The organism is Alloalcanivorax mobilis (genome assembly GCF_002864685.1).
Lineage (GTDB): Bacteria > Pseudomonadota > Gammaproteobacteria > Pseudomonadales > Alcanivoracaceae > Alloalcanivorax > Alloalcanivorax mobilis.
On the sequence record NZ_NMQZ01000054.1, the window covers coordinates 1 to 23,564 of the forward strand.

Sequence of the window (23,564 nt, forward strand, 5' to 3'; positions counted from 1 at the left end):
CCTTGCCTTCGGCTCGGTTCGCGGTCGGGGACTGCTCCCACAGCGGCTCTGTAGCCGGGCTTGTTCCGGATTGGCGGGGTCTTTTGTGGGAGCGGTCCTTGACCGCGAATCGGCGCTGCCAGGTCCGCCTTGCCTTCGGCTCGGTTCGCGGTCGGGGACTGCTCCCACAGCGGCTCTGTAGCCGGGCTTGTTCCGGATTGGCGGGGTCTTTTGTGGGAGCGGTCCTTGACCGCGAATGGGCGCTGCCAGGTCCGCTTCGCCTTCGGCTCGGTTCGCGGTCGGGGACCGCTCCCACAGCGGCTCCGTGGCGGGGCCGAGCCTGGAGCTGGCACGGGCCTCTGCCCGCGCTGTTCCCTGTGTCTTGTCTCATTTATCCAGGCTTTAACCCGTCGCCATTGGCGTGGAGATCGTCGCCTTCCGCCGAGCCAGGGGCGGCCAATAGGATGTATGCTGTAGGGCGCGGTTTTCGCCCTTTCCGGGTTGTCCGCTAGGCAAAATGGTGTTTTGAAATAATTGATAATGGGGCCAGTTTTCTTATACTGGGGCCCGCCGGGAGAACCTTCCCGAAACGTTTTCCATTGGCTGCCGCGCCGCGCTTTACGCGGGCGGGGCCCAGCCGCTGAAGGAGGAATCATGAGCGAGGTAGTCAGCTACCGCCTTGAAGGCGAGATCGGTGTCATCAGTGTCAATTACCCGCCGGTGAATGCCCTGGGCCAGGGTGTGCGCGAAGGCCTGCAGAGCTGTTTGCGTCAGGGCTTGGCGGACGATCAGGCGAAGGCGTTGCTGGTGATTGGCGAAGGCCGCACGTTCCCCGCCGGCGCCGACATCCGCGAGTTCGGCAAGGCCCCGGCCGGCCCGGCGCTGCCCGACGTGATCAACGAATACGAAGACAGCGACAAGCTGGTGATCGCCGCCATTCACGGCACCGCTCTGGGCGGCGGCCTGGAAGTGGCCCTGGGCTGTGATTACCGGGTGGCGCTGGATTCCGCCAAGGTCGGTGTGCCGGAAGTGAAGCTGGGCCTGCTGCCCGGCGCCGGTGGCACCCAGCGCCTGCCGCGTCTGGTCGGTGCCAAGGCGGCTCTGGACATGATCGTGGGCGGCAACCCGGTGAAAGCCAAGGACGCCCACAAGATCGGCATCGTCGACGAAGTGGTCAGTGGCGATCTGCTCGAAGGCGCCCTGACTTACGCCCGTAAGCTGGTGTCTGAAAACGCGCCGCTGCGCAAGATCCGCGAACTGGATGTGAAGAAAGAAGACGCCGACCTGTTCAGCAACTTCGAGAAATCCATTGCCCGCAAGCAGCGCGGCTTCAAAGCCCCGTTCCATTGCATCAAAGCGGTGCAGGCGGCGGTGGAGCTGCCCTTCGCTGAAGGCATGAAGCGCGAGCGCGAGCTGTTCGCTGAATTGCTGGTCAGCTCGGAATCCCGCGCCCAGCGCCATGTGTTCTTCGCCGAGCGTGAAGTGGCCAAGGTGCCAGGGCTGGATAAAGACACGCCCAAACGCGAGATCAATACCGTGGCCATCATCGGCGCCGGTACCATGGGCGGCGGCATCGCCATGAACTTCGTCAATGCCGGCATTCCGGTGAAACTGCTCGAAGTGAAAGAAGACGCCCTGGAGCGCGGCATCGCGGTGATCCGCAAGAACTACGAAAACACCGCCAAGAAAGGCCGCATCACCCAGGAGCAGGTCGAGCAGCGCATGGCGCTGATCAAGCCGACCCTGAGCTACGACGATCTCGGTGACGTGGATCTGGTAATCGAAGCCGTGTTCGAAAACATGGACGTCAAGGAAGCGGTGTTCGGCGAACTGGATCGGGTGTGCAAGAAAGGCGCGATCCTGGCCACCAACACCTCCACCCTGGACGTCAACCGCATCGCCAGCTTCACCAAGCGTCCCGAAGACGTGATGGGCATGCACTTCTTCAGCCCCGCCAACGTGATGAAGCTGCTGGAGAACGTGCGCGGCGAGAAGACCTCCGACGACGTCATCGCTACCGTGATGGACCTGAGTCGTCGCATCGGCAAGGTCGGCGTGCTGGTCGGTGTTTGCCACGGCTTTGTTGGCAACCGCATGTTGCACCTGCGTCAGGCGGAAGCGATCAAGCTGGTCAACCAGGGCGCCAACCCCGCCCAGGTTGATAAAGTGATCTTCGACTTCGGCATGCCGATGGGTCCGTTCGCCATGTCCGATCTGGCCGGCATGGACGTGGGCTACCGCATCCGCGAAGAGCTGCGTAAGGAAAACCCGGAAAACGGCCCGGCCCGTAACTGGACCGACGAGCTGGTGGAAGCCGGCCGCATGGGTCAAAAAACCCAGGCCGGCGTGTTCGACTACAAAGACGGCGACCGTACCCCGGTGCCGTCCGCCGAGGTCGACAAGATCATCGCCAAGTACCGCGAAGACAACGGCATTGCCACCCGCGACATCTCCGATCAGGAGATTCTCGAGCGCTGCCTGTACGTGATGGTCAACGAAGGCGCCAAAATCCTGGAAGAGGGCATCGCCGCCCGGCCGCTGGACGTGGACGTAATCTGGATTTACGGCTACGGCTTCCCGGTCTACCGTGGTGGCATCCTGTTCTGGGCCGACCAGGTGGGCCTGAAAACGATTTACGATAAAGTAAGCCAGATCCACGAAGAGACCGGCGACGACGTGTGGAAACCCGCCCCGCTGCTGGAAAAACTGGCCAAAGAGGGCAAGGGCTTCTACGGCTGAGCCCGCCTCCCGCCACACCGGCCGCCGCCGTTCAGGCGCGGCCGGTCCGCGATTACCGAGAGGACGTTATGGATATCAATTACACCCCGGAAGAGCGCGCGTTCCGTGACGAAGTGCGCGCCTTCCTGAGAGACAAGCTGCCCGCCGAGATTTCCCGCAAGGTGAAAGAGCACAAGCGCCTCGGCAAAGAAGACATGGTCCGCTGGATGCGCATTCTCAATGACCAGGGCTGGATGGCCCTGCATTGGCCGAAGCAGTACGGCGGCACCGGCTGGAGCCCGATCCAGAAGCACATCTTCGAAGAAGAATGCGCCGAAGCCGGCACTCCGAGCGTGCTGCCGTTTGGTGTCAGCATGGTCGCCCCGGTGATCATCAAGTTCGGCACCCAGGAGCAGAAAGACTACTACCTGCCGCGCATTCTCAACACCGACGACTGGTGGTGTCAGGGTTACTCCGAGCCGGGTGCCGGCTCCGACCTGGCCGGCCTCAAGACCCGTGCCGTGCGCGAGGGTGACCACTACATCGTCAACGGTCAGAAGACCTGGACCACCCTGGGCCAGCACGCCGACATGATTTTCTGTCTGGTGCGCACCGATCCGGAAGCCAAGAAGCAAGAAGGCATCTCTTTCCTGCTGATTGACATGAACACCCCCGGCATCACCGTGCGTCCGCTGATCACCCTGGACGGCGAGCACGAAGTCAACGAAGTGTTCTTCGATGACGTCAAAGTGCCGGTGGAAAACCTGGTCGGCGAAGAAAACAAAGGCTGGACCTGCGCCAAATACCTGCTCACCTTCGAGCGGACCGGCATCGCCGGCGTGGGCGCCTCCAAGGCCGCCCTGGCGCACCTCAAGCAGGTTGCCCGCGAGCAGCAGGTGGACGGCAAGCCGCTGATCGAAGAGCCGCATTTCCTGGCCCGCCTGGCGGACGTGGAAATGGAGCTGATGTCCCTGGAAATGACCAACCTGCGCACCGTTGCCGCCGCCGAAGCCGGCGGTGTCCCGGGCGCGGAAAGCTCGTTCCTGAAGATCATGGGCACCGAGCTGCGCCAGGAGATCACCGACCTGTTCCGCCGCGCCGCCGGTCCGCACGCGCTGCCGTTCCTCCCCGAGGAACTGGCCGGCGATTTCGAAGGCCCCTATGTGGGTCCGGAATTCTCCGCGTCCGTGGCCAGCCGCTACTTCAACTTCCGTAAGCTCTCGATCTTCGGGGGCTCCAACGAAATTCAGAAGAACATTATCGCCAAGGCGATTCTGGGTCTGTAAAGGAGCAGGAGCATGGATTTCAAATTCAGCGACGAGCAGCGCATGCTCGAAGAGACCGTCGGTCGCCTGGTCCGGGATACCTACACCTTCGATGCCCGCAACAAGATTCTTGATTCCGAGCAGGGCTTCAGCAAGGAAGTCTGGGGTCAGTTCGCCGAACTGGGCCTGCTGGGCGTACCGTTCTCCGAGGAAGCCGGTGGCTTCAACGGCGGCGGCCCGGAACTGATGGTGGTAGCCGAAGGCTTTGGCCGTGGCCTGGTGGTGGAACCCTACCTGGCCACCGTGGTGCTGTGCGGCACCCTGATCGACGGCCTCGGCAACGACCAGCAAAAAGAGCAGCTGATCCCCGCCATCATCGGCGGCGAGACCCGCCTGGCACTGGCACTGCACGAAGCCGCAGGCCGCTATAACCATACTCACGTGGACACCAGCGCCAAGAAAGAAGGCGACGGCTACGTGATCAACGGCGAAAAAGCCGTGGTGCTGCACGGTGACAGCGCCGACCAGCTGGTGGTGATCGCCCGCACCGGTGGCGACACCGCCGCCCGCGATGGCCTCAGCGCCTTCCTGGTGGACGCCAGCGCCGACGGTGTAACCCGCAAAGGCTACGGCACCATCGACGGCCTGCGCGCCGCTGAGATCACCTTCAGCAACGTTAAGGTGCCCGCCGACGCGCTGCTTGGCGAAGAAGGCAGCGCCATCGACGCCCTTGAAAACAGCCTGGATCTGGGGCTCATCGCACTGTGCGCGGAAGCCACCGGTGCCATGGAAGTGGCCTGTGACCAGACCCTGGAATACATCAAGGAACGTCAGCAGTTCGGCGTGCCGATCGGTAAGTTCCAGGCGCTGCAACACCGAATGGTGGAAATGCGCATGGAGCTTGAAAAAGCCCGTTCCATTACCATGCTCGCCGCCTGCAGCCTGGACGTAAAACCGGAGCTGCGTAAAAAACGCATCTCCGCCGCCAAGGCGCAGATCGGCAAATCCGGCCGCAAAATCGCCGAAGAGGCGATCCAGCTGTTCGGGGGCATGGGCATGATGGAAGAAACCGCCGTCTCCCACTACGCCAAACGCATCGTCATGATCGACCACTGGCTCGGTGACCGGGAATACCACCTCACCCGGCTGGAACAGTTGATCGACGTCAGCGATCACGAAGAGTAAAACCAAAAAGGCGGCCTTCGGGCCGCTTTTTTTTAAGTTAAAAGTTAAAAGTTAAAAGTTTAAGCGCGGTCCGGGCATTGCCGACTGCTAGGCAGTGCCCGCGCCTGTAACTTTTAACTTTCAACTTCTTTCCAATAACAACATTTCGGGAGAGCAACCATGACCGTAAACCGTCAAATCATTCTCGCCAAACGCCCCACCGGTATGCCCGACGACAGCAACCTGCAACTCAACGAAGGCCAGGTGCCGGAGGTGGGTGCGGATCAGGTGTTGGTGAAAACCATTTATCTGTCTCTGGACCCGTACATGCGCGGGCGCATGAACGCCACCAAGTCCTACGCGGCGGCGGTGGAAGAGGGCAACGTGATGGAAGGCGCCACCGTCGGCCAGGTAGTGGAATCCAAGCACGCCGATTTCAAAGCCGGTGATTTCGTGCTGGCCCGGGGCGGCTGGCAGGAATATTCCCTGGAAGCGGGCAAGGGCCTGCGCAAACTGGACCCGGCCCAGGCGCCGATCAGCACCGCCGTGGGCGTGCTCGGCATGCCCGGCTTCACCGCCTACGTGGGCCTGGAAGAAATCGGTGCGCCCAAGAAAGGCGAAACCGTGGTGGTCTCCGCCGCCGCCGGCGCGGTCGGTCAGGTGGTGGGCCAGATCGCCAAGATCAAAGGCTGCCGGGTGGTCGGCGTGGCCGGTGCACCGGACAAGTGCGAGCACGTGGTCAAGCAATACGGCTTCGACGCCTGCGTGAACTACAAAGACGACGACTTCTTCGACCAACTCAAAAACGCCTGCCCCAACGGCATCGATGTCTACTTTGAAAACGTCGGCGGCAAGGTGTTCGACGCGGTCATGCGTCTGGTCAACGACTTCGCCCGCATCCCGGTGTGCGGCCGCATCGCCCACTACAACGACACCGGCGCCGCCGAAGGCCCGGACCGTCTGGTCGGTTTCATGGGCAAGGTGCTGGTCAACCGCCTGCTGATCAAAGGCTTTATTCAGTTCGATTACATCCACCGCCAGGCCGATTTCGTGCGCGACATGGGCGCCTGGGTACGCGACGGCAAGGTCAAGTACCAGGAAGACGTGGTCAAAGGTTTGGAGAACGCCGTCAGCGCCTTTCAAGGGCTGCTGGAAGGGAAGAACCGGGGCAAGCTGCTGATTCAGGTCAGCGACGATCCCAGCCTTTCCTGATGGCGCAGTCCATCGAGGGGCTGTTCCACCGTTACGGCAAAAACTATCGCTGGTTGGTCACCGCCACGGTGATGTTGGGGACGCTTTCAGTGGTGTTGGCGTCCACCATCATCAACGTGGCGGTGCCGGTGATCATGGTCCGCTTTCACCTGCAGCAGGATCAGGTGCACTGGCTCGCCACCGGGTTTCTGGCGGCGATGACCGTGGGCATGTTGCTCAACGCCTGGGCGGTGGCCCGGTTCGGTTCACGCCAGGCATTTCTGATCGCCATGGCGGTGTTCATCGCCGCCTCGGTGGTCGGCGGCCTGAGCCAGAACTTCGGGCTGCTGGTGGCGGCCCGTGCCGTGCAGGGGGTAATGGCGGGGCTGATTCAGCCGCTCGCCATGATCGCCATTTTCCAGGTGTTCCCGCTGCATAAACGTGGCCAGGCCATGGGCATGTACGGCATGGGCGTGATTCTCGGCCCGGCGATCGCGCCGGCGCTGGGCGGCGTTCTGGTGGACACACTCTCCTGGCGGGCCACCTTCTATGTGGTGCTGCCCGCCTGCGCGCTGGCGATGGCCATGGCCTGGCGTTTCCTGCCCGACCGCGAACACGACGACAACCGCGCCACCACGCTCGACTGGCGCGGCCTGCTATTGCTCAGCGCCGGCCTGGTGGCCACGCTCTGGGCGATGGCCGCCGGCCAGCGGCGCGGCTGGTCGGAACCGCTGCTGCTCGCCGCACTGATCGGCGGCCCGCTGTTGCTGCTCTTGTTCGGGCTCTGGCAGCGCCGCGCCCGCCAGCCGCTGTTTGATCTGCGCACCTTCGCCACCCCGGGTTTTTTCGGTGGCTTTGCGTTGTCGATCGTGATGGGCGCCGGGGTGTTCGCTTCCACCTATCTGTTGCCGCTGTATTTTCAGCAGGTCAACGGCGTCAGTGCCTCCACCGCCGGCCTGATGCTGATGCCCGCGGGCCTGGCGATGGCGCTGATTTTTCCCTTCACCGGCCACCTCACCGACCGCGTGCCCAGCGTCTGGCTGATCGGCATCGGCCTGTTGCTGTTCATTCTCAGCATGCTGTTAATGCGCCTGGCCGGGCAGCAGACCGGCATCGTCTGGCTGGTGATCTGGGCGGCGCTGAGCCGGCTGGGCATGGGCTTTATCATGCCACCGGTGACCACCGGCAGCATTGCCCTGTTGCCCCCGGGCCTGATTCCCCAGGGCTCCGGCATCGTCAACTTCGGCCGCCAGATCGGTGGTGCCCTGGGCGTGAACCTCAGTGCCGTATTTGTACAATTCTTCAGTGACCGTTACTGGCAAGCTTACCCGGAAGCCGGCCATCCCCACGCTTTCGAGGTGGGTTTTGACGACGCTTTTCTGATGCTCCTGATTCTTTTTCTGCTCGCCTTCTGGCCCCTGGCCAGCATGGGACGCGGGCAACGCAAGCTTTCCGCAGTGGAGACCTGATAAATGAACGACAAACCGCAAATTCTGATCATCGGCGCCGGCGCCATCGGCAGCTTTTACGGCGCCATTCTCAAGCGCGCCGGGTGCCCGGTCAGCGTAGTGGTGCGCTCCGAATACGACGCCGTCAACGCCAACGGTTTCCAGTTCGAAAGCCCGCTGGGCGACATCTCCTGGCAACCCGACCACGTGTACCGGGACACCGACGCCGCCGACACCAAACCGGACTTTCTGATCCTCTCCACCAAGATCGTCGCCGGCACCGACCGCGTCGCCCAGGTGCGTCCGTGGATGGGTGAGAACACCAAACTGGTGCTGATCCAGAATGGCCTGGACATCGAACGGGAACTGGCCGACGCCTTCCCCAATAACCCGATCATCAGCTGCCTGGCGTTCGTCGCCGTCAGCCGCGTCGCGCCCGGCCAGATCAAGCACAACGCCTATGGCCGCCTGGTGATGGGCAACTTCCCCGAAGGCATCGACGCCAGCAGCGAACAGCTCGCCGACCTGTTCCGCGCCGGCGGCATCGAGATCAAACTGGCCGACCAGGTGGTCCGCGAACGCTGGCTCAAATGCGTCTGGAACACCCCCTTCAACCCGCTCTCGGTGCTCGCCAACGGCGCCGACACCCTGACCATGCTCGACACCGAAGGCGGCGAACAACTGGTGCGCAACCTGATGCTCGAAGTGATGGCGGTCGCCGAAGCCGACGGCCACCCGCTGCCCCCGCAACTGCCGGACAGCAACATCGAAGGCACCCGCAAAATGCCCGCCTACAAAAACAGCATGGCGCTGGATTACGTTAACGGCCGCGCCATCGAACTCGACGCCATCCTCGGCAACGTGGTCGCCATCGCCCACCGCCATCAGGTGCCGGTGCCGCACCTGGAAACCGTGCTGGTGACCCTGCGCATGCGCGAGAAATAAAGCGCCCCCGGCCCCAGCCGCGAACCGAGCCCAAGTCCAGGCAAGCCTGGCCAGGCCCGATTCGCGGTCAAGGACCGCTCCCACACCAGAATTCAACTCCGGCACAGGCTTGTTGTTCCGGCCCCGCTACAACGCCGCTGTGGGAGCGGTCCCCGACCGCGAACCGAGCCGAAGGCGAGGCAGGCCGGGCAAAGGCCCCGGCGTGTTGCGCGCAACGTGCCAGCGTGGCGCGCCTGAACACTGAAAACTGAAAACTGACCCCCCCATCTTGCTCCTTCCCGTTAGCAATGCCACAATTGCGAATCATTATCATTATTCGCTTGGCCGGGTGTCCGCTCGCGGTCACCACGTTCGCCACCGGCGCCAGGAAAAACCCATGGCCGTTTTCTTTTGCACGCTGATCACCGTGGCGGGCGCGCTGCTGTTTTATCTCTGCTCGGGCAATCAGCGTTGGCTCGCCAGGCCGCTGCCGGTACCGTTGCGCGCGCTTGCAGGATGTCTGTTGGCGCTGTCGTTGCCGCTGTGGATGACCACGCTCTCCGCCAAGGCCGGCCTGTTCGCCGCGCTCACCCTGCAGATGCTGCTGCTCGGCGTGCTGCCGTTGCTGTCGTTGCTGCGTGGCCCGGCGGAGAACCCTTGATGACCAGCCCCAAGCGCGCGCCGATCCGGCCCGACTGGATCAGCAAAACCCTGGCCGGCGGGGTGCTGGGCCTGACCCTGGCGGTGGCGCTCAGCGGCCTGTTCGCCTGGCTCGGCCCCGGTGGCATCAGCGCCGCCAACAAAGACCAGCTCAACATGTGGCTGGTGCCGGTGATCTGGCTGGTGCCGCTGAGCACCGTGTATCTGTTTCGTAGTGGCCTGCGTGCCTGGCTGTGGCTGGGCGCCACCAACCTGATCGCCGGCGGCGCGCTGGCGGCCACCCGTCTGTGTCTGGCCGGGAGCTGACGTGCGCAGCGAAGTGATCCGTATTTACAAGACGCTGCACACCTGGACCGGCCTGATCGCCGGCATGGCGCTGTTCATCTGCTTCTTCGCCGGCGCGCTGACCATGTTCAAGGGCGAGCTGGGGCGCTGGGCGGCGCCGCCCGTCGCCACGCCACTGGAGTGGGTGAGCGAGGCGCAATGGCCGGCTCTGATCGGCGCCACCGTGGCCGCGCACCCGGCCGCCGCGCGCGGCTTCGTGTTGCACCTGCAACCCTCCGAGGACGTGCCCGCGCCGTTGGTATGGCGCGATCCGCCCGGGCGCGGGCCGGCACCGGGCGCGGTTTTTCTGGGCGCCACTCTGGATCAGCAGGGCAATCCGCGCAGTGTGCGGTTTCAGCCCACCGCGCTGGGCGAACTGATCGACCAGCTTCACCAGACCGCCGGTATTCCCGGGCGCGGGCACCACCTTTGGGGCGTCTACGTAATGGGCGCGGTGAGCGTGCTCTACGCATTGGCGCTGGTGTCCGGGCTGATCGTCCTGCTGCCCACCCTGGTAAAGGATTTCTTCGCGTTGCGTCCGGGCAAAAACCGCAAGCGCTTCTGGCTCGACGCTCACAACGTGGTGGGCATCACCAGCCTGCCGTTCCATCTGATGATCGCGCTGACGGTGATTGTGTTCGCCTTCCATGACCAGATCTACGATGGCCTGCAAGCGGCGGTGTACGGCGACCGGCCAATCTTCGGCGAGCGCCCGGCCCAGGACCACAGCGCCACCCGCGACCCGGGTGAGCTGCTGTCACCGGCGCAATTGTCAAAGCGCCTGGCGGCCCTGTCGCCGTCGTTCCAGCCGCGCGAAATCACTTACAGCGATGTGCTCACCGACCACGCCCGGGTGCGCGTCGCCGGTGTCGATCCGGGTCACATGCTGCGCGGCGCCGACCGTGGCTTCGCCGCCATGGACCCGTACAGCGGCGAGATTCTCGACACCGCCTATCTGCCCGGCCACGAAGGTCCCTGGACCGACATCGTGATTACCTTTTTCGCGCTGCACTTCGGCAACTTCGGCGGCGCTTTTATGCGTTGGGTGTATTTCCTGCTCGGTCTGTCCGGTGCGTTTCTGTTCTACACCGGCAATCTGCTGTGGATCGAAACCCGCCGCCGCAAACAACGGCGCGGCGGCGACACCCCGGTGCAAAGGCGGGTCACCCGGGCCATGGCCAGCGCCACCGTGGGCGTATGCTGGGGCAGCGTCGCCGGCGTTTGCGCCGCCATGGTGGCCGGCAAATGGCTGCACGGCGTCGTGGAGAGCCAGAGTGCCCTGTACATGAGTGCTTACTACAGCGTGTTTCTGGCCAGCGTCGCCTGGGCCTTTGTTGCCGGCCCGGCCCGATCGCTGGTGCACCTGCTGGCCGCAAGCGCGGCGTTCGCACTCGCCATTCCCGCCACCTCACTGCTTGCCGCCGTGTTGCCATCGTCCCCCGCCTGGCTGCACACAGCCCCGGACCTGCTGGCCGTGGAAGTAACGGCGTTGGTGGGCGGTCTGCTACTGCTAGTAATGACCCGCCGCACCGCCCGGCGGGTACGTCACGGCTCCAGGGACAGTGTTTGGGCAAGCGGCACACCCTAGCCACCAAAACACCCAATCCGCATCGGGCCCCTGCTACAGCGCCCCTGTGGGAGCGGTCCCTGACCGCGAACCGAGCCTGAAAGGCGAGGCCGGCCTGGCAAAGCCTGATTCGCGGTCAAGGACCGCTCCCACAAAAATCCGGGCTGAAACGCCACGCATTTTAACTGCGTCGTTGGCGTGAATGAGGCACGCGGCTACACTAGTGATTCGCATTGAGTGTTTGAACCGCATCGATTCGATTCGCCACAAGGAGACCGCCTTGACCACCGACAGCCGCCGCGCTGCCCTCGATTACCACGAATTCCCCGTTCCCGGAAAAACCGCCATCGTCGCCACCAAGCCGCTGACCAACCAGAACGATCTGGCGTTGGCCTATTCCCCCGGGGTGGCGGCTGCCTGCGAGGAGATCGTCGGCAACCCCAACGACGTGTTCCGCTACACCGGGCGCGGCAATCTGGTCGGCGTGATCACCAACGGCAGCGCGGTGCTGGGGCTGGGTAACATCGGCGCGCTGGCCTCCAAGCCGGTGATGGAAGGCAAGGCGGTGCTGTTCAAGAAGTTCGCCGGCCTGGATGTGTTCGACATCGAGATCAACGAAAGCGACCCGGACAAGCTGGTGGAAATCATCGCCGCCCTGGAGCCGACTTTCGGTGGCATCAACCTGGAAGACATCAAAGCGCCGGAATGTTTTATCGTCGAACGCAAACTGCGTGAGCGCATGAACATTCCGGTGTTCCACGACGACCAGCACGGCACCGCGATCACCGTGAGCGCCGCGTTTATCAATGGCCTGGAAGTGGTCGGCAAGCGCATCGATCAGGTCAAGGTGGTCACCTCTGGCGCCGGCGCCGCGGCGCTGGCCTGTCTGGATCTGATGGTCGACCTGGGCCTGCCGGTGGAAAACATCTGGGTCACCGACATCGAAGGCGTGGTGCACCGTGGCCGCACCGTGCTGATGGACCCGGACAAAGCGCGTTACATGCAGGACACCCCGGCGCGCACCCTGGCGGAAGTGATCGACGGCGCCGATGTGTTTCTCGGCCTCTCCGCCGGCGGCGTGCTGAAGCCGGAAATGGTCGAGAGCATGGCGGCCAACCCGCTGATTCTGGCGCTCGCCAACCCCAGCCCGGAGATCCTGCCCGAGCACGCCAAGGCGGTGCGCGACGACGTGGTGATGGCCACCGGCCGCTCGGACTACCCCAACCAGGTCAACAACGTGCTGTGCTTTCCCTATATTTTCCGAGGCGCGATGGACGCCGGCGCCACCACCATCACCCGCGAGATGGAAAAAGCCGCGGTGCTGGCGATTGCCGGGCTCGCCCGCGAAGAGCAGAACGAGCGCGTCGCCGCCGCTTACGGCACCTACGAAGTCAGCTTCGGCGCCGACTACCTGATTCCCAAGCCGTTCGACCCGCGCCTGATCGTGCGCATCGCCCCGGCGGTCGCCAAAGCGGCCATGGAGGGCGGCGTCGCCACCCGCCCGATCGCCGACCTGGACGCCTACACCGAGCAGCTCGAGCAGTTCGTCTACCACTCCGGCGCCTTTATGAAACCGCTGTTCTCCAGCGCCAAGGCACTGGTGCGCGACGGCGGCAAAGCCCGCATCGTGTTCACCGAAGGCGAAGAGGAGAGGGTGCTGCGCGCCATTCAGGTGATCGTCGACGAAGGCCTGGCCAAACCGATACTGGTGGGCCGCCCCGAAGTGCTGGCCGCGCGCGTCAAAAAATTCGGGTTGCGCCTCGACCTGGAACGGGACGTGGAAATCACCAACCCGGAACAGGACGATCGCTTCCACCGCTACTGGAACCGCTATTGGGACATGCGCAGCCGCCACGGCATCACCCGGGAAATGGCGCGCACCGAGATGCGCCGCCGCATGACCCTGATCGGTGCCATGATGGTCCACATGGGCGAAGCGGATGGGCTGGTGTGTGGCACCGTCGGCGCCTTCTCCGAGCACCTGCGTTTCGTCGATGAAGTGATTGGTCGCAAACCCGGCGCCCACACCTACGCGGCCATGAACGTGCTGCTGCTGCCGGAACGCACCATCGCGGTGGTCGACACCCACGTCAACGAAGACCCGAACGCCGAACAAATCGCCGAATTCACCATTGCCGCCGCCGAGCAAATGCGGCGCCTCAATCTGGAACCGCGCGCCGCGCTGCTCTCGCACTCCAACTTCGGCTCGGTGCGCAGCGCCTCCGCCGCGAAAATGCGCCAGGCCCTGGCGTTGATCCGCGAACGCGCGCCGGACCTGGAAATCGACGGCGAAATGCACGGCGACTGTGCCCTCGACGAAGCCGCCCGCCTGGAGATCCTGCCCGGCTCCACCCTCAGAGGCGCCGCCAACCTGCTGGTCTGCCCCAACGGCGACGCCGGCAACATCGCCTACAACCTGCTGAAAACCGCCGCCGGCGGCAACATCGCCATCGGTCCGTTCCTGCTCGGCGCCAACGCCCCGGTCAGCATCCTCACCTCCAGCGCCACCGTGCGCCGGGTGGTCAACATGGCCGCCCTGACCGTGGTCCGAGCCAACCTGGAAGGCGCGGGGTAAAGGGGAGGGGGGGGCAGTGTTCAGTGTTCAGGACAAGATTAACTCTGCTACCGCGCCGCTGTGGGTTTTGATTTGGCGTGTTGCGCGCAGCGCAAAACGTGCTGCGTGCCGGCGTGCCAGCGAATATCTACAGCGCCGCTGTGGGAGCGGTCCCTGACCGCGAACCGAGCCGCAGGCGAGGCCGGGCTTGGCAGAGCCGATTCGCGGTCAAGGACCGCTCTTACACCAGAATTCAACACCGGCGCAGGCCTGTTGTTCCGGTCCCGCTACAGCGCCGCTGTGGGAGCGGTCCCTGACCGCGAACCGAGCCGCAGGCGAGGCCGGGCTTGGCAGAGCCGATTCGCGGTCAAGGACCGCTCCCACACCGGAATCCAACCCCAGCCCTGCCTCCTGAACCCTGTATCGGCTTTTAAGACGCGTAATCGCTGCCGATCCGTTCCAGCTTGCGCAGCAGCGCCGGCCAGGTCAGTTTGCTGGCCATGCCCAACTGTTTGGACTGGTCGGAGGTGGTGTTGATGGCCTCCTGGGAAGGCAGGGAAGGTTCGCCCTGGCCCAGGGTGCGCACCTGGATTTCGGCGGCTTTCATCAGGAAATACATATAGGTGAAAGCTTCGCCCACGTCTTTGCCCACGGTCAGGGTGCCGTGGTTGCGCAGCAGCATCATGTTTTTGTCGCCCAGGTCTTTGACCAGCCGTTCGCGCTCTTCCAGGTTCAGAGCCACACCCTCGAAATCGTGGAAACTGATGTGGTCCAGACACAGCATGGCGGTCTGGCTGAGCGGCAGCAGGCCGTGTTTGTGCGCGCTCACGGCGACGCCGTCGGCGGCGTGCAGGTGGAGCACGGCGCCGGCTTCCTCGCGGGCCATGTGCACCGCGCTGTGGATGGTAAAGCCGGCCGGGTTAACCCGGTTGGTGGCGCCGGGATCGACGATATTGCCGTCCTGGTCCACCTTCACCAGCGACGACGCGGTGATCTCGTCGAACAGCCAGCCGTAGGGGTTAATCAGGAAATGATGCTCGGGCCCGGGCACGCGGGCGGACAGGTGGGTGAACACCAGGTCTTCCCATTCGTACAGCGCCACCAGGCGATAGGCGGCGGCCAGATCCTTGCGAACTTCCCACTCGGCTTCACTCATCCGGTTCATTCGGGTAGCGGTTGCTTCCGTCATTGCAGCACCTCATTTATTGTGAAATAGTGTTTCGTTAATATGTCAACAAAGTTGAAGGTTGCAAGTTGAAAGTTGAAAGCCACAAGGCGACTCCCTCGCGGGTCTGCTCTTATAGGGCAGGCCCGCTTCAACTTTTAACTTTTCACTTTCAACTATGGCTCCATCACCAACACCCGCTTGCCGCTGAACGTCTCTTCCAGCATATGCCGGTGCGCTTCGGGGGCGTCGCTGAACGGGAACGTGACCAGCGGCAGGGGCTTGAGCTGGCCGTTGGCGAACAGCGGCGCCAGCCGGTCGTTGAACAGATTGGCCATGGTGATGCGCTTTTCGATCGGCTGGCTGCGCATGGTCATGGCGGTGATGCTCTGCCGCCGTTGCAGCAGGCCGCGCAGGTCCAGGTGGCACTGAGTGCCGCCGAGCACGCCCACCAGCACCAGCTTGCCTTCGATGCGCAGGCCCTTGAGCAAGGTGCCCCATTCGGGGCCGACCATATCCATGATCACCGCCACGCCTTGGCCACCGGTAAGCTCAAGCAATTGCTCGGGGAGGCTGTCGTTTTCGATCACCTCACCGGCCAGCCCCAGGTCGCGGGCGGTGGCCAGATTGGCGGCGTCGCGGGTCGAGCCGATCGGGCGCGCGCCCAGTGCTTGCGCCAGTTGCACCGCCGCCAGGCCAACGCCAGCGGTGGCCGGCCGCACCAGGCACCATTGGCCCGGCTGCAGGCCGCCTTCCACGAACAATGCCCGGTAGGCGGTCAGAAAGGCTTCGGGAATGGTGGCGCCGGTGGCGAAATCGATCTCGTCGGGCAGCACCAGGGTTTCGCGTTCGTGGGTCACCAGGGTCTCGCAATAAGAGCCGCCGGGAATCAGCCCCATGACCCGGTCGCCGACCTTGCGGCCCAGCACTTTCGGGCCCACCGCGTCGATCACGCCGGCGTATTCCAGGCCGGGCACGGCGCTGTCATAGCCCGGCGGCGCCGGGTACACGCCTTTCACCTGCAGAATGTCGGCGCGGTTGATGCCCACCGCCTTGACCTGCACGCGCACCTGATCCGGGCCCGGTTCCGGCTGGTCGGCGTTCGCCAGTTTAAGAGTGTGGTCGCTCTGAATGTGCCACGCTTGCATTGCTTGTCTCCGTACCCAACGAGGTGGCCTTGCCACCGATCTTTTTGTCATACCCGCCCGCTGGGCGGATTCTCGTATCCATGTCTGAACGTGGGGCCGCACCGCGGGATAAAAAGCCGGCCATCGCCGCGTTCCGTGATCCAGGCCCCGGGAGTCGTTTGATGAGTGCCGTTAACCCCACCCTGCAGTACCCGTTCGACAGCGCCCCGCCAGCCGGTCAGCGTCTGGAAATCGCCCCCGGCGTCTATTGGCTGTACTTTCCGCTGCCCTTCGCGCTGGACCATATCAACCTCTGGCTGCTCGCCGATGGCGACGGCTGGACCCTGGTCGACACCGGTTTCAGTTCCGCGCACACCCGTGGCATCTGGGAAACCGTGTTCCGCGACGCCCTGGATGGCAAACCGATCCACCGCATCGTCGTCACTCATTACCACCCGGACCACATCGGCCAGGCCGGCTGGCTGGCCGAGCGGTTTGCCGCGCCGGTGCTGATGACCCGGGGCGAATGGGATCTGACCACCCGCATTCATCAGGCCAGCGACGCCCAGGTGGGCAACGACTTCCGCGCCTTTTTCGGCCTGCATGGCCTGGAAGGCGAGGACCTGGAAGCCATGGCCAACCGTGGCAACACCTACCGCCGCATCATGCCCGAGCTGCCGCCCACGCCCGAGTTCATCGCCGGCGGAGACACCCTCACCGTGGACGGCGACGCCTGGCGCATCCTGATCGGCCGTGGCCACGCCCCGGAACACGCCTGTCTGTACCGCGAACGGGACCGGGTGCTGATCAGCGGCGACCAGGTGCTGCCAAAAATTTCCAGCAACCTGTCGGTGCGCTCCCACCTGCCGGACGAAGACGCGGTCGGCGAGTTCACCGGCTCCCTCAAGGCGATCAAAGCCGAACTGCCCGAGGACACCCTGGTGGCGCCCGCCCATGGCCTGCCGTTTCACGGCCTGCACCAGCGCATCGACGCGCTCTGCGGCCACCACGAAGAGCAACTCGACGCGGCGCTCCAGGTGTGCCGGGCCGGGCCGACCACCGCTTTCGACCTGCTGCCGGTGCTGTTCCGCCGTGAACTGGACAGCCACCAGACCATGTTCGCCATGAGCGAAAGCATCGCCCACCTCAACAGCCTGATGGCCCGTGGCGACGTGCAACGCCAACAACGCCAAGGGCGGCTCTACTTCAGCGCCGCCTGATCCAGGGACCGTGCCGATAACCCTACACCGGGTATCGGCGTTTGCATTGTACAAACCCGCTGGAGGAGAAGAGGGATACAGGATTCAGGATGCAGGATACAGCGCGGGCCTGGCCATGCCGGCGTTGAATCGGTGCCCGCGCACAAAGGGGCCCGGGTTTCGGTGTAAGCGGTCTTTGACCGCAGAGGTGGCGGGAACTTGTCGGCGCGGGCACGGGGCTTCCGCTGCTCCCGGCCTTCCCCGCGCTGTATCCTGCATCCTGCATCGCCGCCGAAGGCGGCATGCCCCTACCCCAACCACCCATTCAAAACGAACAACCAACCCACGATCACCGGCAGCAGGACCATGAAAAACAACCCGTCCCAGCGCCAGGCGACGGTGTAGGGGGAGCGTTGGATCAGTTGGGAAATCACCATCATGGCGGCGGTGAACGGTGATGAGATCATCGCCAGGCTCCAGGCGCTGAGCAGCGCCACCGCCAGCACCACCGGTTCCAGGCCGATCACGTGGGTGTCGGAGAACAGGCCGGCGATCAGGGTCACCGAGACAATCGGGTTAAGCCCCAGCTGCGCCAGGGTCAGCACCACCAGCAGCGCCACGGCGGCGGCACTGGCGCCGTACAGGCCGGTGTCCAACAGCGCGCTGGCGAGGGCGGCGCGGTCCACCAGGGGAATGATCAGCGAGCCGATAAAGGCGGAGCCGCCGAGCACCGCCACTTCATTGCGGTTGGCGCCGAAAATCAGCCGCGAGTGGCGATACATCAGTGCCGCCGCTCGACGCACCCCGGTGCCGCCGCCCAGGCGCCGGCGTTGCAGCGCCAGCCAGGTGAAGGCGCTCAGTGGGCAGGCGATCAGTACCGCCACCGGCAGGCGCACGCCGCCGAAATAACTGATCGCGAACACCAGCACGGTGATGGCGCCAGCCAACGCGGCGAAACTCAGCAGAGGCGTCAGGGCCGCCGGTTGTGGGCGGGGGGCGTTCAGATGGCGCGGACGGGTCAGCCAATCCAACGCCCAGCCGATCACGAACACCAAGGCGGCGGTGGGGAAGGCCACCGGTGCCACCGTGCTCCAACGCAGCGAGGGCATGCTGGAGAGAATCACCGCCAGGCTGATGCCCAGCGGCGACACCAGCGGCGCCAGCGCGAACCCGCGCAACAGCGACAGCATCATGCGGCGCTCGCGCACCTGCTGAACCTTGGGATCGCCGCCGGCCGCCTTGAGGCTGTTGCTGCGCTGCACCATGGCGCCGAACAGATTGAGCACACCGATATTGATGATCAGCCCGAACAGGGCGGCGCCCAGCGAGAGGGTGGGGTAGCGCCAGGTGGGCTGCTGGCGGATCAGCACCTGGCCGGCCTGACGCACCAGCAGCGAGCGCATCGCCGACACCCGCAACAGGCCCAGCGACGACACAAAGGTGGCGAAAAAGCAGAAGCGATCCAGGGCATCGAGAATGATCCGCAGTGGATCACTGTGCAGCGCCGCCACCAGCACGGTGCCGGCCACCGCCGCCAGTTGCAGACCACGGGCAAGCCGCTCCTGGCGCGGCCATTGCGCCAGCAGGTAGAGCAAAAGGGCGGGTCGGGCCATCCATTGCCCGATCTCGCTGTTGGCGGTGAGCGCCAAAAGAGTGCCGAACATACAGACCGGCAAGGTGTAATCAAGCGCCCGGCGCAGCGGCCGGGGGACCCCCAGATTCAATCGTGATCTCCAGGCGGGGTAGAGATGGATACAGGAAGCAGGATAAAAGCGGGATACAGGAGGCAGGATACAGGATACAGGCGCGAGCAGGCCTCGGTGCGGGCTTTCATGTCCGTGCCCGCGTGCGTGGCTAGTGCGAAAATGCAAAGCACGCTATGGAAAAACGCAAAGCCTGCTCGCAATCGCGGCCCATCCAACGGCACCGCGCCCTCTTTCTGTATCCTGTATCTTGCGTCCTGTATCGCGCCGTAAGGCGCTTTTTTACTGCGCGTCGCGCACCATGTTCCGGGCAATCACGATTTGCTGAATCTGGGTGGTGCCTTCGTAGATCCGGAACAGGCGCACGTCACGGTAGAAACGCTCCACCGCGTATTCGGCCATGTAGCCGGAGCCACCGTGGATCTGCACCGCGCGGTCGGCAACGCGGCCCACCATCTCGGCGCAGAACAGTTTGCAGCAGGACGCATCCAGGCTCACGTTCTTGCCGGCGTCCTTGGCGCGGGCGGCTTCCAGCACCATGGAACGGCCGGCGAAGGCCTCGGTGCGGGAGTCGGCCAGCATCGCCTGGATCAACTGGTGCTCGGCCAACGGCTGGCCGAACTGCTTGCGTTCCATGGCGAAACGCAGGGCGTCTTCAATCAGACGCTCGGCCACGCCCACGCACACCGCGGAAATGTGCAGGCGGCCACGGTCGAGCACTTTCATGGCGGTTTTAAAGCCCACGCCTTCCTTGCCACCGATAATGTTCTCGGCGGGCACCCGGCAGTTTTCAAAGGTAATGTCGCAGGTGTGCGCGCCGCGCTGGCCCATCTTGGTGTCCGCTTTGCCGCGGATCAGGCCCGGGGTGTCACCCTCGACAATAAAGGCGGTGATGCCACCGGCGCCTTTGATGCTCGGGTCGGTGCGCGCCATCACCGTGTACAGGTTGGCTTCCGGCCCGTTGGTGATAAAACGCTTGGTGCCGTTGAGCACATAGAAGTCGCCGTCTTTTTCCGCCCGGGTTTTGAGGCTGGCGGCGTCGGAGCCGGCGTCCGGTTCGGTCAGGCAGAACGAGCTGATCACTTCGCCGGTGGCCAACTTGGGTACGTACTTGTTTTTTTGCTCTTCGGTGCCGTCAATCAGAATGCCCTGGGCACCGATGCCGTTGTTGGTGCCAAACAGCGAGCGAAACGCCGGTGAGGTGTGGCCGATCTCGAAGGCCACCAGTGCCTCCTCTTCCATGGTCAGACCCAGGCCGCCGTACTGTTCCGGAATCGACAGGCCGAACAGGCCCATCTCTTTCATTTCCTGGGCAATGTCCTCAGGAATGGCGTCGTTTTCAGCCACGGACTGTTCGGCGGGAACCAGCCGTTCACGGACAAACCGGCTGATGGTATCGACGAGTTGAGAGAGGGTTTCCTGATCGCGAATCATGGTCTGCGTATTCCCCGGAAAATAGACGAGATAGGGTGGGCGGATGGCGACTCCGCGGTCATCCGCTGCTTGCATCGCACTCTGTCACGGCCTATCCTTTCCGTCAAGTTTTCAAAACATAGTTCCGCATAGCGAAACATGAAATACGGCTGAACACGGCATGCGCACGGTATAAACCGCCGTCGCAAGCACAATTGCCCGCCAACAGCGGGTCTTCGTGAAACGGCAATCTCTCGCAGGAGCGGTTTCACCAATAAAGGTGTGCTCTGCTCCGTTTTGGTGAACATCGCCCCGAGAGGGCATTCAAGAGGATCGATTCTATGCTCGACGCCTACATCTATGACGGTGTGCGCACCGCCTTCGGCCGCCACGGCGGCGCTCTCGCCCCGGTGCGCCCGGATGACCTGCTCGCCGACGTGATCCGCGCTCTGGTGGCACGCAACCCGTTCGACACCGCGCTCTATGAAGACGTGGTCGCCGGCAACACCAACCAGGCCGGTGAAGACGCCCGCAACGTGGCCCGCCACGCGGCGCTGCTCGCTGGCCTGCCGGAGTCGGTCGCCGGCATCACCGTCAACCGCCTGTGCGGCAGCGGCCTGGCCGCCACCCTGGACGCCGCGCGCATGGTTACCGTGGATGAAGGCCAACTGGTGATCGCCGCCGGCGTGGAATCCATGAGCCGCGCCCCGTTCGTGATGGCCAAGGCCGAGAGCGCCTACAGCCGCAACATGCCGATGTTCGACAGCACCATCGGCGCGCGCTTCCCCAACCCCAAAATTCTTAAGCAGTTCGGCGCCGACACCATGCCGGAAACCGCCCACAACGTGGCCGCCGAGCTGGGCATCAGCCGTGAACAGGCGGACGCCTACGCCGCCCAATCCCAGCGCCGCTATGAGCGTGCCCGCGAAGACGGTTTCTTCAAGGACGAGATCCTGCCGGTGGACGTGCCCCAGGGCCGCAAGAAGCCGCCGTTGTCGGTCTCCGAAGATGAGCACCCGCGCCCCGGCACCGGCGTGGAGCAACTGGCTAAGCTGTCCGCCATCGTCGACGGCGGCATTGTCACCGCCGGCAACGCCTCTGGCGTGAACGACGGCGCCGGCGCGCTGATCATCGGCTCCCGCGCCGCCGGCGAGCAGGCCGGCCTGGCGCCGCGCGCGCGCATCATCGCCGGCGGTGTCGCCGGCGTCGCCCCCCGTGTCATGGGCCTGGGCCCGGTGGAGGCCTGCCAGAAAGTGCTGCGGCGCGCCGGCCTCACCCTCAACGACATGGACGTGATCGAAATCAACGAAGCGTTCGCTTCCCAGGTGCTCGGCTGCTGCAAACAGCTCGGCATCGACGGCGACGACCAACGCCTCAACCCCAATGGTGGCGCCATCGCCGTGGGCCACCCGCTGGGCGCCTCCGGCGTTCGCCTGGCCCTCACCGCCCTGCGTCAGCTTGAGCGCATCGACGGCCGCTACGCGCTGGTCAGCCTGTGCATCGGCATCGGCCAGGGTGTGGCGATGTTGATTGAGCGGCAGAAGTAAAAATTTCAACGTCTGGCGCGGATCAGCGGCGGGTTGAAAGTTAAAAGTTAAAAGTTGAAACGCGATTCAAAGGTGGAGGCACACCGGGCCGGCCGCCTTCTCCGCGCCTGAACGCGGCGAGAGTGTGAGCGGAAGCTGCGGCGCCTATCCGCGTTTTAACTTTTAACTTTTAACTTTCAACCCCCACTACCCGCGCCGGCCTGCACAGACTTTAAGAGGAAAGGAAAATGGCAACAGGTTCGTTCAACCCCACCGACGCGCTGCTGCTCGACGGCCAGCTCACCGACGACGAGCGCATGATTCGCGACGCGGCCCACGACTATTGTCAGAAAAAACTGATGCCACGGGTGCTCGAGGCCAACCGCCACGAGATCTTCCATCGCGAAATCATGAACGAAATGGGCGAGCTGGGTTTTCTCGGCCCGACCATTCCCGAAGAGTTCGGTGGCGCCGGCGTTAATCACGTCAGCTATGGCCTGGTGGCCCGCGAAGTCGAGCGTGTGGACTCCGGCTACCGCTCCGCCATGAGCGTGCAGTCATCCCTGGTGATGCACCCGATCTTCACCTTCGGCAACGAACAGACCAAGAAAAAGTACCTGCCCAAACTGGCCAGCGGCGAGTGGGTCGGCTGCTTCGGTCTCACCGAACCCGACCACGGCTCCGACCCCGGCTCAATGAGCACCCGCGCCAAAAAAGTGGACGGCGGTTATCTGCTCAAGGGCGCCAAAACCTGGATCACCAACTCACCGATCGCCGACGTGGCGGTGGTGTGGGCGAACCTGGACGGCAAGATCAACGGCTTTGTGGTCGAGCGCGCGTTCGAGGGTTTCTCAACCCCGAAAATCGAAGGCAAATTTTCCCTGCGTGCGTCCATCACCGGCCAGATCATGCTCGATGACTGCTTCGTGCCCGAAGAGAACCGCCTCGACGTGGAAGGCCTCACCGGCCCGTTCAGCTGCCTCAACAAAGCCCGCTACGGCATCAGCTGGGGCGCCATGGGCGCCGCCGAATTCTGCTGGCAGCAAGCGCTCCAATACACCCTGGACCGAAAGCAATTCGGCCGCCCGCTCGCCGCCACTCAGTTGATTCAGAAGAAACTCGCCGACATGCAGACCGAAATCAGCCTCGGCCTGCAAGGCAGCCTGCGCCTCGGCCGCCTGATGGACGAAGGCAACTGGGCCCCGGAAATGGTCTCCCTGATGAAGCGCAACAACTGCGGCAAAGCCATCGAGATCGCCCGCCACGCCCGTGACATGCACGGCGGCAACGGCATCAGCGACGAATACCACGTCATCCGTCACGTGATGAACCTGGAAGCCGTCAACACCTACGAAGGCACCCACGACGTGCACGCGCTGATCCTCGGCCGTGCCCAGACCGGTATCCAAGCCTTCAAATAAACACCGCTGTATTTTCTGCCTTTATAAACCCGGCCCTGGCGCCGGGTTTTTTTTGCGCTGGTTGGTGGGTTTTATTTTAATGTGGGAGCAGTCCTTGATCGCGAATCGGCCTTGCCAGGCCATCCTCGCCTTCAGCTCGGTTCGCGGTCGGGGACCGCTCCCACGGCGGCTTCGGAGTCGGGTGAGCCTGGAGTTGGCACGGTCTTTTGTGGGAGC

The 23,564-nt window shown here is 64.0% G+C and carries 17 protein-coding genes; 13 read left to right on the forward strand and 4 right to left on the reverse strand.

Annotated elements, in window-relative coordinates; genetic code table 11:
* The first annotated feature begins 633 nt into the window (after positions 1-633).
* The 10 genes from CGS25_RS17760 (at position 634) to CGS25_RS17805 (ending at position 13,815) form a co-directional block, all read left to right on the forward strand.
* On the forward strand, positions 634-2,718 hold the full coding sequence (locus CGS25_RS17760; RefSeq protein ID WP_089031692.1) for a 3-hydroxyacyl-CoA dehydrogenase NAD-binding domain-containing protein: 2,085 nt from the start codon (positions 634-636) through the stop codon (positions 2,716-2,718).
* A 68-nt stretch (positions 2,719-2,786) separates the two neighbouring features.
* Positions 2,787-3,983 carry an acyl-CoA dehydrogenase family protein gene (locus CGS25_RS17765; protein WP_089031693.1) on the forward strand — a complete coding sequence of 399 codons (1,197 nt, stop codon included), beginning with the start codon at positions 2,787-2,789 and terminating at the stop codon, positions 3,981-3,983.
* A 12-nt stretch (positions 3,984-3,995) separates the two neighbouring features.
* The gene (locus CGS25_RS17770) at positions 3,996-5,147 is read left to right on the forward strand and encodes an acyl-CoA dehydrogenase family protein (protein WP_101676291.1); all 1,152 of its coding nucleotides are present in this window, start codon (positions 3,996-3,998) and stop codon (positions 5,145-5,147) included.
* A 159-nt stretch (positions 5,148-5,306) separates the two neighbouring features.
* A complete protein-coding gene (locus CGS25_RS17775) occupies positions 5,307-6,338 on the forward strand; it encodes an NADP-dependent oxidoreductase (protein ID WP_101676292.1) in 1,032 nt (343 codons plus the stop codon).
* Positions 6,338-7,786, forward strand: a complete 1,449-nt coding sequence (locus CGS25_RS17780; protein ID WP_101676293.1) for a DHA2 family efflux MFS transporter permease subunit — start codon at positions 6,338-6,340, stop codon at positions 7,784-7,786. Before CGS25_RS17775 ends, CGS25_RS17780 begins: the two co-directional genes overlap by 1 nt.
* Positions 7,787-7,789: 3 nt before the next feature.
* Positions 7,790-8,710: a ketopantoate reductase family protein gene (locus CGS25_RS17785; RefSeq protein WP_101676294.1), complete on the forward strand. Its 921-nt coding sequence runs from the start codon at positions 7,790-7,792 to the stop codon at positions 8,708-8,710.
* 376 nt (positions 8,711-9,086) lie between these two features.
* The gene (locus CGS25_RS17790; RefSeq protein WP_101676295.1) at positions 9,087-9,350 is read left to right on the forward strand and encodes a hypothetical protein; all 264 of its coding nucleotides are present in this window, start codon (positions 9,087-9,089) and stop codon (positions 9,348-9,350) included.
* Entirely contained in the window at positions 9,350-9,655 is a 306-nt protein-coding gene (locus tag CGS25_RS17795) for a hypothetical protein (RefSeq protein ID WP_101676296.1), read from the forward strand. Before CGS25_RS17790 ends, CGS25_RS17795 begins: the two co-directional genes overlap by 1 nt.
* 1 nt (position 9,656) lies before the next feature.
* Positions 9,657-11,261, forward strand: coding sequence for a PepSY-associated TM helix domain-containing protein (locus tag CGS25_RS17800; RefSeq protein ID WP_101676297.1), 1,605 nt, complete (start codon positions 9,657-9,659; stop codon positions 11,259-11,261).
* A 259-nt stretch (positions 11,262-11,520) separates the two neighbouring features.
* On the forward strand, positions 11,521-13,815 hold the full coding sequence (locus CGS25_RS17805) for an NADP-dependent malic enzyme (protein WP_232802488.1): 2,295 nt from the start codon (positions 11,521-11,523) through the stop codon (positions 13,813-13,815).
* 409 nt (positions 13,816-14,224) lie between these two features.
* On the opposite strand, the gene CGS25_RS17810 is transcribed toward CGS25_RS17805, so the two are convergent.
* On the reverse strand, positions 14,225-14,983 hold the full coding sequence (locus CGS25_RS17810) for a class II aldolase/adducin family protein (protein WP_101676299.1): 759 nt from the start codon (positions 14,981-14,983) through the stop codon (positions 14,225-14,227).
* Between the two features lie 152 nt (positions 14,984-15,135).
* Entirely contained in the window at positions 15,136-16,107 is a 972-nt protein-coding gene (locus tag CGS25_RS17815) for a zinc-binding dehydrogenase (RefSeq protein WP_089031703.1), read from the reverse strand.
* A gap of 161 nt (positions 16,108-16,268) precedes the next feature.
* Between CGS25_RS17815 and CGS25_RS17820 the strand changes: the two genes are divergently transcribed.
* Complete coding sequence (locus CGS25_RS17820; protein ID WP_089031704.1) at positions 16,269-17,306, forward strand: MBL fold metallo-hydrolase; 1,038 nt, start codon at positions 16,269-16,271, stop codon at positions 17,304-17,306.
* Between the two features lie 287 nt (positions 17,307-17,593).
* Here the strand turns inward: CGS25_RS17820 and CGS25_RS17825 are convergent, their stop codons facing one another.
* Together CGS25_RS17825 and CGS25_RS17830 are read right to left on the reverse strand one after the other, a co-directional pair.
* On the reverse strand, positions 17,594-19,009 hold the full coding sequence (locus CGS25_RS17825; RefSeq protein ID WP_232802490.1) for a hypothetical protein: 1,416 nt from the start codon (positions 19,007-19,009) through the stop codon (positions 17,594-17,596).
* Between the two features lie 261 nt (positions 19,010-19,270).
* On the reverse strand, positions 19,271-20,422 hold the full coding sequence (locus tag CGS25_RS17830; RefSeq protein ID WP_089031705.1) for an acyl-CoA dehydrogenase family protein: 1,152 nt from the start codon (positions 20,420-20,422) through the stop codon (positions 19,271-19,273).
* A 320-nt stretch (positions 20,423-20,742) separates the two neighbouring features.
* On the opposite strand from CGS25_RS17830, the gene CGS25_RS17835 reads away from it, so the two are divergent.
* Positions 20,743-21,948, forward strand: a complete 1,206-nt coding sequence (locus tag CGS25_RS17835; protein WP_101676300.1) for a 3-oxoadipyl-CoA thiolase — start codon at positions 20,743-20,745, stop codon at positions 21,946-21,948.
* A gap of 227 nt (positions 21,949-22,175) precedes the next feature.
* Entirely contained in the window at positions 22,176-23,348 is a 1,173-nt protein-coding gene (locus tag CGS25_RS17840; protein WP_101676301.1) for an acyl-CoA dehydrogenase, read from the forward strand.
* Positions 23,349-23,564 lie beyond the last annotated feature (216 nt).

Bases quoted from the DNA above. Each gene is read 5' to 3' on its own strand.
- CGS25_RS17760 (WP_089031692.1), top strand. From the start codon at position 634: ATGAGCGAGGTAGTCAGCTACCGCCTTGAAGGCGAGATCGGTGTCATC.
- CGS25_RS17765 (WP_089031693.1), top strand. From the start codon at position 2,787: ATGGATATCAATTACACCCCGGAAGAGCGCGCGTTCCGTGACGAAGTG.
- CGS25_RS17770 (WP_101676291.1), top strand. From the start codon at position 3,996: ATGGATTTCAAATTCAGCGACGAGCAGCGCATGCTCGAAGAGACCGTC.
- CGS25_RS17775 (WP_101676292.1), top strand. From the start codon at position 5,307: ATGACCGTAAACCGTCAAATCATTCTCGCCAAACGCCCCACCGGTATG.
- CGS25_RS17780 (WP_101676293.1), top strand. From the start codon at position 6,338: ATGGCGCAGTCCATCGAGGGGCTGTTCCACCGTTACGGCAAAAACTAT.
- CGS25_RS17785 (WP_101676294.1), top strand. From the start codon at position 7,790: ATGAACGACAAACCGCAAATTCTGATCATCGGCGCCGGCGCCATCGGC.
- CGS25_RS17790 (WP_101676295.1), top strand. From the start codon at position 9,087: ATGGCCGTTTTCTTTTGCACGCTGATCACCGTGGCGGGCGCGCTGCTG.
- CGS25_RS17795 (WP_101676296.1), top strand. From the start codon at position 9,350: ATGACCAGCCCCAAGCGCGCGCCGATCCGGCCCGACTGGATCAGCAAA.
- CGS25_RS17810 (WP_101676299.1), bottom strand. From the start codon at position 14,983: ATGACGGAAGCAACCGCTACCCGAATGAACCGGATGAGTGAAGCCGAG.
- CGS25_RS17815 (WP_089031703.1), bottom strand. From the start codon at position 16,107: ATGCAAGCGTGGCACATTCAGAGCGACCACACTCTTAAACTGGCGAAC.
- CGS25_RS17820 (WP_089031704.1), top strand. From the start codon at position 16,269: ATGAGTGCCGTTAACCCCACCCTGCAGTACCCGTTCGACAGCGCCCCG.
- CGS25_RS17830 (WP_089031705.1), bottom strand. From the start codon at position 20,422: ATGATTCGCGATCAGGAAACCCTCTCTCAACTCGTCGATACCATCAGC.
- CGS25_RS17835 (WP_101676300.1), top strand. From the start codon at position 20,743: ATGCTCGACGCCTACATCTATGACGGTGTGCGCACCGCCTTCGGCCGC.
- CGS25_RS17840 (WP_101676301.1), top strand. From the start codon at position 22,176: ATGGCAACAGGTTCGTTCAACCCCACCGACGCGCTGCTGCTCGACGGC.